Here is a 9,954-nt window from a genome sequence, read left to right as displayed (position 1 = left end):
GGGTTTTCTTCATCCCCCACTGATTATTAGCCCACACCAATTGTTTTTTTAGCAAAACATATTAAAAGCAGATTCCCTAATGCGAGGAAATCTGCTTTTTTAATATATTATTCTAAGAAATTAACAATCTATTTTTATTATTGACATATAGTTCTTTCCAGTGTTAATATTCTAAATAATCAAAGAAACAAAATATTTCACCATCAAAATATAACGTCTACTACGTTGAAACATATAACGATAGATTATAGATCAACATGTATATACATATAGAACACCTGATTACCTACATACACATATCTATAATAGGTTTTCTCTTCTTCTATAGCTACACTTCAAAACGTGGACATTACGACGTTACGAACAACACATTTAGGGAGGAACGAACAATGAAGAAAAAAGTTGTACCTGTTGTTGCATCTGTTTTAGGGGCAAGTCTATTACTAACTGCTTGCGGAGAAAATAAAGATCATGCAAGCGGAGCGAAAGCAAATGATAAACAGGCAATTAACTTATCATTCGCTTCAGAAATTCCAACAATGGATGTTGCAAAAGCAACGGATGGGGAATCCATGAGCGTAATGCGCAATGTTTTTGAAGGTTTATATGCAATGGGAGAAGATAACAAACCAATTCCTGGTGTTGCTGAGTCGGTTGACCTTAGTCCCGATAAAACAAAATATACATTCCACCTGCGTGATTCAAAATGGTCAAACGGTACTCCAGTTACAGCAAAGGACTTTGTCTTCGCTTGGCAACGTGCCGTAAATCCTGATACAGCAGCTGAATATGCATTCTTATTCTTCGATATACAGAATGCGAAACAAATAAGCCAGAAACAATTGCCAATTGATCAACTAGGTGTCAAAGCTCTTGATGATAAAACGTTAGAAGTACAACTAGACCGTCCTGTTCCCTACTTCTTAAGCTTAACGACATTCTCAACATTCTTACCAATTAATGAAGATTACTTAAAATCTCAGGGCAATAAATATGGTTTAGAAACAAATCATTTAATTTACAACGGTGCTTTCATATTAGATAACTGGAAACACGAGCAAAGCTTTCAATTGAAGAAGAACCCCAACTATTGGGATGCTAAAACTGTAAAATTAGAAGAAATCAACTTCAATGTCGTTAAAGATAAATCTACAGAAGTTAACTTATACGATTCAGGACAAATTGATCGCGTTGCTTTAACTGCAGAGTTTGTTGATAAATATAAGGGCGATCCAAACTTCAAGGACCGTGCTGAAGTTGGTATTCAATTTTTACGACTCAATCAAAAAAATGAAACATTAAAAAATCAACATGCACGCCTTGCTATTAACGGAGCAATGAATAAAAAAGCATACGTAGAAACAATTTTAAATAATGGTGCTATTCCAGCTGAAGGAATGGTTCCTGCGAAATTCGCAAAGAGTCCAGAAGGTAACGACTTCCGTAAAGAAAACGGAAACCTAGTCAAAGATGATGTGAAAACAGCGAAAGAAAACTGGAAAAAAGCGAAACAAGAACTTGGTACTGACAAAGTAACAATCGAACTATTAACAAGTGATAATGCTTTAGCTAAAAAAACTGGTGAATATTTAAAAGGTGAACTAGAAAAGAACCTAGATGGATTAACAGTGACATTAAAACCACAACCACGTAAACAACAGCTGAAACTACTATTAAGTGGTGACTATGAAATCGGTATTGATGGCTGGGGCCCTGACTTCGCTGACCCAATTACATTCTTAGATTTATTTACAACAGATAGTGCTTATAACTTCGATAAATACTCTAACAAAGAGTACGATGCACTCATTCATAAAGTGAAAACAGATTTAGCTAGCGATGAAAAGGCTCGCTTTGAAGCAATGAAGCAAGCTGAAAAAATCCTATTACAAGACGGTGCTGTCGCTCCTTTATACCAACAAGGTCGTTCTTACCTACAACGCGGATTTATTAAAGGGCTTGTAACAACTGACTTCGGTGGTGAATTTAACTACAAGTGGACAGAAGTTACAAAATAATAAAATAAAAAAGGTATCCAATCGCAGGATACCTTTTTTATTTTATACTTCTTTAACTACATAGCTTCTTCTCTTTACTATTCCTTTTATAGATACAGTAATTACTGCTACCAATTGTGTAACTAATATAATGACTAATAATGAAATAATATTTTTCTCTAAACTTACTCCCCCAAATATTATTGTATAATAGCCATTCGCTGCATATGTTGCGGGAAATAATTCACCGATTGTTTGATATGTTTTAGAAAGCATCTCATGTGGTACAATTACACCCGAACTTACAAGTTGTAATGATAGTGAAATTATATTAAAGATCATACCTGCATTTCCGAAAACAGTTATGAACATTTGTGTTAATGAAAGAAAGGCGAAGAAGACTATTGTCAATAATCCTCTTCCCCTTCTTTTTGCATCGAACTAAAACTCATTATAAATATAAACATAAACATCAAATATGTTCTCCACGTCAAAGAAGGTATATGTCCCGACCACAGATAGCTAATGAAATAGTTAATTTCCATAATACAAGACGATACTACTAAACTAATACTTATTAGTTTTGCATATTTGAACATATCTTTTCTCCTTACTTTTCTATCTCTTCAAATTGCAGATTTATTGGCTCTTCTAGTAGTGTTTCATAAAAATTTTCAGCCAAATCTGTTGAAGGAATTTTTTCATCCACTTCATCAAATCGAATACTATCTAGCCACACACAACCTTCCCCTGATAATAAGACACCAAATGCTATACCAAGTGCTTCTTCTTTTATATCTAATACAACCGAGTACGATTGCCAGTTATTCGTATTTTTAATTGGGCGATTTTGCATGTTATCCATAGCGAGTGGTTCTGTATCTTTTCCGTCTACTCTCATCCACAATCCTGCCCAATCTCTTACGTTCTCACTCTTAACAAATGCTGTTAAACGTAATCTTTTACCTACATATTTATCCGCTCGGAACATTTGCATTAATGTTGAAAATCCTCCGTGCGTAACATTCTCTTTTGCTTTTATGTATGCAGATACTTTTCCTTGATGGGCAACTTCATAGTCTAAACCCATCTCATATTCAGCAGGATGACTTCCACTTAAGATCCATCCTTTCGGTATACTTTTTTGCATTGAAACACCCTCTCTTTCTATATAAAATGACTGGAAGTACTTTCGATATTTCTTCGGTGGCAATTGAAACATTCTTTTAAAGGCTCTCGTAAATGCCTCTTGTAAGGAAAAAATATCAATAACAGCCCTCTCCGTTGACACTAAAGCTTGCGCAGCATGAGTTAACCTTCTCTTTCGAATATAATCCGTTACACTCATCCCAACATATCTTTGAAAGATGCGATGAAAATGGTACATCGATACTGCACTGTGAGACGCCACTCTTTCTGTTGTAAGCTCCTCATGTAAATGCTCCTCTATATATTCAATTGCTTTTTTTATCATCTCTTTATATTCTTCATGCATTTTAGTACCTCCTCACAACCTTAATTTACCATATACATAAAAATCATTTTTGATTTAAATTGCGGATTAAACTTTGTGGCTACCAGTTAATAATTTATTTTCAACACATACATAATTACATGATTTTGGGAAAAACTTGTATAGAACGAATTTACATAAGGAGGAAATTATAATGAGAATTTTACTATCAGTTTTATTAGCGCTTATGCTAGTACCTGTATTAACAGGATGTAAAGCTCCTGCAAAAGAAGATACAACTTCTAATAAGAAAACTACTGAAGAAGCAAAAAATGAAGCTCCTGCTGATTTAAAACTTAACTTCAATGAATTTAGTTTAGATGCAGACTATCAAGATACAAAGAAAGACTACGAGGCTGATTATAAGAATGTAGCAGCTGATAAGAAAATGGAAGCAAAACTTGAAGACCACAAATCAAATGCAAAGTTTACAGGTGACGAGGCTATTACAAAATTAAGCCCACTTCTACAAGAATTAAAATTTGATAAAGATACTCCTGACCAAGAAGTAATCGATCAAGTAGTAAATGTGTTCAAACTTGATAAAGACTACCAAAAGTTTGATTTAGAAGTTGTCTTCTCTGATGGAACGAAAAAAGAATATAAAAGAGAAATAAAATAAAGAAGTAGGCGGTTGCCTACTTCTTTATTTTTGCATATCTTAAATCTGGTTTAGATCCAACATAATATTGAAGTCCAGATACTGATCCTTTTTGTAAGTAAGAATCAGAAGGGAATATAATTGGAATTAACGGTGAATCTGTAAACATAATATCTTCTGCTTTATGCAATAAATCAAAACGCTTATCTTCATTTTGTTCAACTTCTGCTTCTTTGATTAAAGCGTCAAATTCTTTATTATGCCATTTTGCATAGTTGTTTGGACCATCACCTGCATATAAATCTAGTTTAGTAATTGGGTCTAATAAAGAACCGCCCCATCCCATATAAGCTAATTGGAAATCACTTTGCTTATATGTATCGATGTAACTCTTCCACTCTTTATTTTCTAATTTAATATCTACACCAAGATTTTTCTTAAACATTTCCTGCATTGCTTCTGCTACTTTTTTATGCTGTGTATCCGTTGTGAATTTTAATGTTACTTCAGGTAATGTAGACCAACCTTGTTCTTTCATACCCTCTTCTAATAATTTTTTCGCTTCTGTTGTATCAAATTTTACGTAATCACCTTTTTCTTTACGGAAATCACGACCACTTTGTGTTTTTGCTCCTTCTGGAACGAATGCATATGCTTCTTGCGCATTATTCTTATACAGTTTTTCAACGATAAACTTACGATCAACTGCTAATGAAAATGCTTTACGTACTTTCGCATTTGTGAATGGCTCTTTTTCTACGTTAAACGAATAAATATAAGATGAGAATCCCGCAACACGCTTATATTCTTTATTTCCTTTTTCTTTCTCAATCATTTCTTGTGGTAAACCACTTAGTAAATCTAATTCTTTTGATTTGTATAATTGGTACGCTGTTTTAGAATCTGGAATAATACGAAACTCAATTTCTTTTAATGTTACCTTTTTATCATAGTATTCTTTATTTTTTTGTACTGTAATTGCTTGGTTATGCTTCCATTCTTTTAACGTGAATGGTCCATTTGTAATTAACTCTTTTGGATCTGTTTTTAATTTGTTGTTATCATCAATTGATTTTTTAGATAATGGAATAAATAATGAACTCGCTAATTTTTGTTTAATAGAAGCAACTGGGTGCTCAAGTGTTACCTTTAATGTTTGAGGATCAGCAACTTGAATACCAACTTGGCTTTCTTCACCTTTTCCAGTATTATACGCCTCTGCGCCTTTAATAAAGTACATTTCTGTCCCATTCATAGAACCCGTTTTCGGATTTAATAACCGCTTCCATGCAAATTCAAAATCATTTGCTGTAATAGGAGAACCATCTGACCATTTAATATCTTTCTTTAAATGGATTGTATATTCAGTTCCATCTGCATTTACTTCTTCTTTCTCTGCTAATTCATTTTGATATTTCCCATCACTATCTTGCGTATATAAGCTTGAGAATAAATGTCCAATTACATAACCTGATGTGCTATCTGTTGCAATAGCGGAATCGAGTGTATATGGATCGCTACCAATATTCGTTACTAATCGATCTCCTTCTCCCTTACCAGCACTCGCCTTTTGCACCTCTTTTTTACCGCAAGCGACAGAAGTAATTGCTAATACGGTCATAATGACAAATAATAAAAACTTCTTCATCCTACATTCTCCTTTAACCCGAAATTTTTGGTGTTGATGCTAATAATGTTTTTGTATAAGAATGTTGTGGATTACGGAATACTTCGTCCGTATTTCCAAATTCAACAAGTTCTCCTTTATATAAGACAGCCACTTTTTCACATAAGTAGTGAACCATCGGTAAATCATGCGCGATAAATAAATATGTATAGCCTTGTTCCTTTTGAATCTTTTGCAACAAGTGCACAATTTGGATTTGAAGTGAAACATCTAACGCTGAAATTGGTTCATCCAGGATTAATACTTCTGGCTCACATAATAACGCCCTTGCAATAGCGATCCGTTGACGTTGTCCTCCGCTAAATTCGTGTGGGTATCGATCAGTATATCGTCTATCTAATCCAACACGTTCTAGCGCATCACCTGCTACCTCATCTTTCAATCCTTTATCACCTAAACCGAATGAAATATATCCTTCTGTTACGCTATCGCGTACTTTCCAGCGCGGATTTAATGCAGCTGTTGAATCTTGAAAAATGAATTGTACTTTCTGCAAGAAATCTCGCTTATGAGCTGATTTCAACTTGTGAACAACTTGACCGTTATAATCAATTTGACCAGACGTTGGGCTCTCGATCCCAGCTATGAGCTTACCAAGTGTTGTCTTTCCTGAACCACTTTCTCCAATAATGCCAAGCGTTGTTCCTTTCGGGATAGAAAGTGATATATCTTTTAGCGCTATGATTTCTTTCTTTTTACTTCCATACGTTTTCGTTACTTGCTTTACAGTAATTAAATCTGTCGTCATGAGGCATTCACCTTCTCTTTTGATTTCGCTTGGTCATGCTCTAGAACATGTTGCCAACAATGTGAACTGTGTTCCCCAGAATATGCTGTTCTATCAGGGAAACGATGAACACATTCTTGTATTGCTACTGGGCATCTATTTACAAATGGGCACCCAAAGCTATTTAACGTTTCAATTGATGGTGTTGTTCCCTCAATGGCCCTAAGTACCTTTTCGGAATCATCCATATTCGGAATAGCTTGCAATAAACTTTTCGTATATGGGTGCTTAGGTGAACCTATCACTTCTTTTATCGTCCCTTTTTCAACAACACGTCCCCCGTACATCACAACTACTCGGTCAGCTACTTCACGTACAAGCGCCAAATCATGTGTAATTAATAAAATACTCGTATTTTGTTTTTCTTTGCGCTCTTTTAATAACCCCATAATTTGCTTTTGAATCGTTACATCTAATGCAGTTGTAGGCTCATCTGCAATAACGAGCTTTGGGTGACACGCAAACGCAATTGCTAAACAAATACGTTGCCTCATGCCTCCGCTTAATTGATGTGGGTACTGTTCAAAACGTTTCTCTGCTTCATGTATCCCTAAATCATTTAATAAGTTAATCGCAATTTCTTTTGCTTCTCTTTTCGATTTTTTCTCATGTTGCAAAATCACTTCTGTAATTTGCCTTCCTACTTTCATCGTCGGATTTAAAGAGGACAGAGGGTCTTGAAAGATAAATGAAATATCTTTCCCTCGAATTTGATTCCATTCTGATTCTTGTAAATTCGTCAACCTTTGAGATTGGAAAGAGATGCTTCCGTCATGAATGTGAATAGATTCTTGATTTAATCCGACAATAGATTGTGCTGTAACACTTTTTCCTGAACCACTTTCTCCTACAAGTGCAACGATTTCACCTTCATTAATAGAAAAGGAAACATGCTTCACAATTGCTTGCTTACTACTCTCTTTTTCAACGACCAATGTTACGTTTTCTAAAGATAAGAGCTGTCCCATGTTTTTTCTCCTTTCGATTCCGTTTTACAATCTTCGGATCAATTGCATCTTGCAAACCATCACCAATTGCATTAAATGCAAACATAATGAGTGCAATCATGATTGCTGGGAAGAATAATTGCCACCATTCTCCGCTTAGTAATGTCCCGAGTGCATCGTTCGTCATCGTTCCCCAGCTCGCTGCTGGTGATTGTACTCCGAGTCCGATAAAGCTTAAAAATGATTCTGAGAAAATAGCTGCTGGAATTGTAAATGATAAATTTACGATAATAATGCCTGTTAAATTCGGAATGATGTGTCCGTATATAATCTTCATATGCGATGTACCTAATCGCTCTGCTGCAATAACAAATTCTCTTTGCTTTAAAGATAATACTTGTGCCCTAACGAGACGTGCCATGCCAATCCATCCTGTTAATGCAAGGGCAATAATAATTGTAAAAAGCCCTGGTTTCATAACGATTAATAATAAAATAACAATTAATAAATATGGGATACCGTATAACACTTCAATCCCTCGTACAATCCACTCATCAATTAACGTTCCAAGGCGACTACGTCCTCTCACATATCCACTAAAGCCCCCGATTAGTACACCTATTCCTATATCAAGAGCCGCTGCCACTAATCCAACTGTTAGTGAAATTTTCCCTCCAGCCCAGGTGCGCGCCCATATGTCCCTTCCTAAATCATCTGTTCCGAACCAATGCTCACTACTAGGTGGGAGGTTTGTTGCTTCTTTTACTTGTTCACTCGCAGTAAATGCCGTTAAACTTTCGCCAACCAGTGAGAAAATAATAATTAGTAATAACGTCACTGCCCCTAAAACTGCTATAGGGTTTGATATAAACTTGCGAAACACTTCCTTCTTTCGACTAATCGTTTGCTGATCTTTATTTATCGTTAATTCTTTTTTCTCCTCATTCGTTAATAACTGTTTATTGATTTCATAAGCTCCCATTTAAATGCCCCCCTCCTTACGTAATAGAACGAATACGCGGATCCACAATACGGTGAATAATATCTGTAATGAAAATACAAGAAATTAATAATGCACTATAGAAAATCGTTGTTCCCATAATGACCGGATAATCCCGGTTAAAAATGCTATCTACAAAATATTTTCCTAGACCAGGAATGGAAAATATTTTTTCAATAACGAAAGTTCCTGTTAAAAGTCCAGCCATTAACGGTCCAACAAATGTAAGTACCGGAACAATCGCATTTCGAAGAGCATGTCTTATAATGATTTTCTTAATTGGTATGCCTTTCGCTCTCGCTAGCTTAATATAATCACTCTGCAAAACTTCAATCATATTAGAGCGAACAAATCTTGTAATAACCGCGATTGGTCCTAACGCTAATGCGAAGGATGGCAATACCGTATGTTCGAATGTGCCCCAAGACGCTACTGGTAAAAGTTCAAATTGTATAGCAAATACTTGTATAAATAGTGGTGCTAAAATAAAACTTGGAATAGAAATACCGAGAATCGCAAGTAAGCTCACACTATAATCAATTACTTTCCCATGATATAGAGCTGCAAATGTACCTGCTGCAATTCCGACTAATAATGAAATAACAAGTGCTTGTAAACCAATAATCGCTGATGGACCAAATCCTGTCGTTATAATTTCTGATACACCTTGACCTGTGGATTGAACAGATTCACCAAAATCAAAATGAACTACGCCATCTAAATAAGCAACATATTGATTCCATAACGGTTCATCAAGGTGATACTTCGCTCTCATGTTTTGTATCACTTCTTCAGGAAAGATTTTCGCATCTGATGAAAATGGATCCCCTGGAATGATATGCATAATCAAAAATGTTACTGTTGTAATGACCCATAGCGTGAACACCATAACCGATAGTTTTTTAATAACATACACTTCAATAACCCCCTAAACAAATGTATTTACTTTGTTTTATTGACATATTTGTTCCTATTACTTTTCCGCTTCTTAAAACACAAAAAGCCTTGATCTTAAAAAATAAGATCAAGGCTTAATAAACGAAGGCCCATCACTTATCTTTCAAGACTTGCTTGCTGGAATTAGCACAGTGTTCCTGTTACAGAACCCGCTGCTGAGGTGTCATAGGGCCAGTCCCTCTACCTCTCTGGATAAGTAAATTGCTATATTATTATTTGGTTCAAATTGTATATTTTGAATTATAATTCTGAAAAAATGAAAAGTCAATCAAATTGGATATATTTAGAAAAATCAGTTTTTTTCTTATTTTATCGAAATTACAGTTTTCTCTTATAATAAAAAGAAATAATATTAAAGAAGTTATAAGATGGATCCCTTACTTCTTACTACTATAGGATTACCATTAACAATCGTTATACTTGTCATCATCGGGGTCTATAAAGTGAAACTTTAATCAGTGGGGG

The 9,954-nt window shown here is 35.1% G+C and carries 10 protein-coding genes, 1 pseudogene and 1 riboswitch; of the genes and pseudogenes, 3 read left to right on the top strand and 8 right to left on the bottom strand.

Going from position 1 to position 9,954, the window contains the following annotated elements; all coding sequences use genetic code 11:
- Nucleotides 1-389: 389 nt before the first annotated feature.
- The gene (locus tag GFJ36_RS00905) at nt 390-2,018 is read left to right on the top strand and encodes a peptide ABC transporter substrate-binding protein (protein ID WP_098230787.1); all 1,629 of its coding nucleotides are present in this window, start codon (nt 390-392) and stop codon (nt 2,016-2,018) included.
- Between the two features lie 42 nt (nt 2,019-2,060).
- Here the strand turns inward: GFJ36_RS00905 and GFJ36_RS00900 are convergent, their stop codons facing one another.
- From GFJ36_RS00900 to GFJ36_RS00890, 3 genes are read right to left on the bottom strand one after another with little or no spacing between them, the layout of a single operon-like run.
- Nucleotides 2,061-2,408, bottom strand: a complete 348-nt coding sequence (locus GFJ36_RS00900; protein WP_097891789.1) for an ABC-2 transporter permease — start codon at nt 2,406-2,408, stop codon at nt 2,061-2,063.
- The gene (locus GFJ36_RS00895) at nt 2,405-2,596 is read right to left on the bottom strand and encodes a hypothetical protein (protein WP_098230790.1); all 192 of its coding nucleotides are present in this window, start codon (nt 2,594-2,596) and stop codon (nt 2,405-2,407) included. The genes GFJ36_RS00900 and GFJ36_RS00895 overlap by 4 nt, the downstream gene beginning before the upstream one ends.
- Nucleotides 2,597-2,607: 11 nt before the next feature.
- Entirely contained in the window at nt 2,608-3,492 is an 885-nt protein-coding gene (locus GFJ36_RS00890) for a helix-turn-helix domain-containing protein (protein WP_098230792.1), read from the bottom strand.
- Between the two features lie 172 nt (nt 3,493-3,664).
- Between GFJ36_RS00890 and GFJ36_RS00885 the strand changes: the two genes are divergently transcribed.
- Nucleotides 3,665-4,132 (top strand): YusW family protein, encoded by a 468-nt coding sequence (locus tag GFJ36_RS00885; protein ID WP_001221562.1) that lies wholly within the window; start codon nt 3,665-3,667, stop codon nt 4,130-4,132.
- A gap of 16 nt (nt 4,133-4,148) precedes the next feature.
- Here the strand turns inward: GFJ36_RS00885 and GFJ36_RS00880 are convergent, their stop codons facing one another.
- From GFJ36_RS00880 to GFJ36_RS00860, 5 genes are read right to left on the bottom strand one after another with little or no spacing between them, the layout of a single operon-like run.
- On the bottom strand, nt 4,149-5,759 hold the full coding sequence (locus tag GFJ36_RS00880) for a peptide ABC transporter substrate-binding protein (protein WP_098230795.1): 1,611 nt from the start codon (nt 5,757-5,759) through the stop codon (nt 4,149-4,151).
- A gap of 13 nt (nt 5,760-5,772) precedes the next feature.
- Nucleotides 5,773-6,546 carry an ABC transporter ATP-binding protein gene (locus tag GFJ36_RS00875; RefSeq protein ID WP_060486393.1) on the bottom strand — a complete coding sequence of 258 codons (774 nt, stop codon included), beginning with the start codon at nt 6,544-6,546 and terminating at the stop codon, nt 5,773-5,775.
- Nucleotides 6,543-7,553, bottom strand: a complete 1,011-nt coding sequence (locus GFJ36_RS00870; protein ID WP_098230797.1) for an ABC transporter ATP-binding protein — start codon at nt 7,551-7,553, stop codon at nt 6,543-6,545. Before GFJ36_RS00870 ends, GFJ36_RS00875 begins: the two co-directional genes overlap by 4 nt.
- On the bottom strand, nt 7,510-8,514 hold the full coding sequence (locus GFJ36_RS00865) for an ABC transporter permease (RefSeq protein WP_088061701.1): 1,005 nt from the start codon (nt 8,512-8,514) through the stop codon (nt 7,510-7,512). Before GFJ36_RS00865 ends, GFJ36_RS00870 begins: the two co-directional genes overlap by 44 nt.
- Nucleotides 8,515-8,530: 16 nt before the next feature.
- Complete coding sequence (locus GFJ36_RS00860; protein ID WP_000289321.1) at nt 8,531-9,448, bottom strand: ABC transporter permease; 918 nt, start codon at nt 9,446-9,448, stop codon at nt 8,531-8,533.
- Nucleotides 9,449-9,582: 134 nt separating this feature from the next.
- A riboswitch (SAM riboswitch) is annotated at nt 9,583-9,688 on the bottom strand.
- A 169-nt stretch (nt 9,689-9,857) separates the two neighbouring features.
- On the opposite strand from GFJ36_RS00860, the pseudogene GFJ36_RS30155 reads away from it, so the two are divergent.
- A pseudogene (locus tag GFJ36_RS30155) lies at nt 9,858-9,935 on the top strand (DUF3951 domain-containing protein); the annotation flags it as partial.
- Between the last annotated feature and the right edge of the window lie 19 nt (nt 9,936-9,954).

The sequence above is a fragment of the Bacillus sp. EE-W1 genome (assembly GCF_009760835.1).
In the GTDB taxonomy this organism is placed as follows: domain Bacteria; phylum Bacillota; class Bacilli; order Bacillales; family Bacillaceae_G; genus Bacillus_A; species Bacillus_A wiedmannii.
This window is presented reverse-complemented; position numbering and strand designations above follow the sequence as displayed.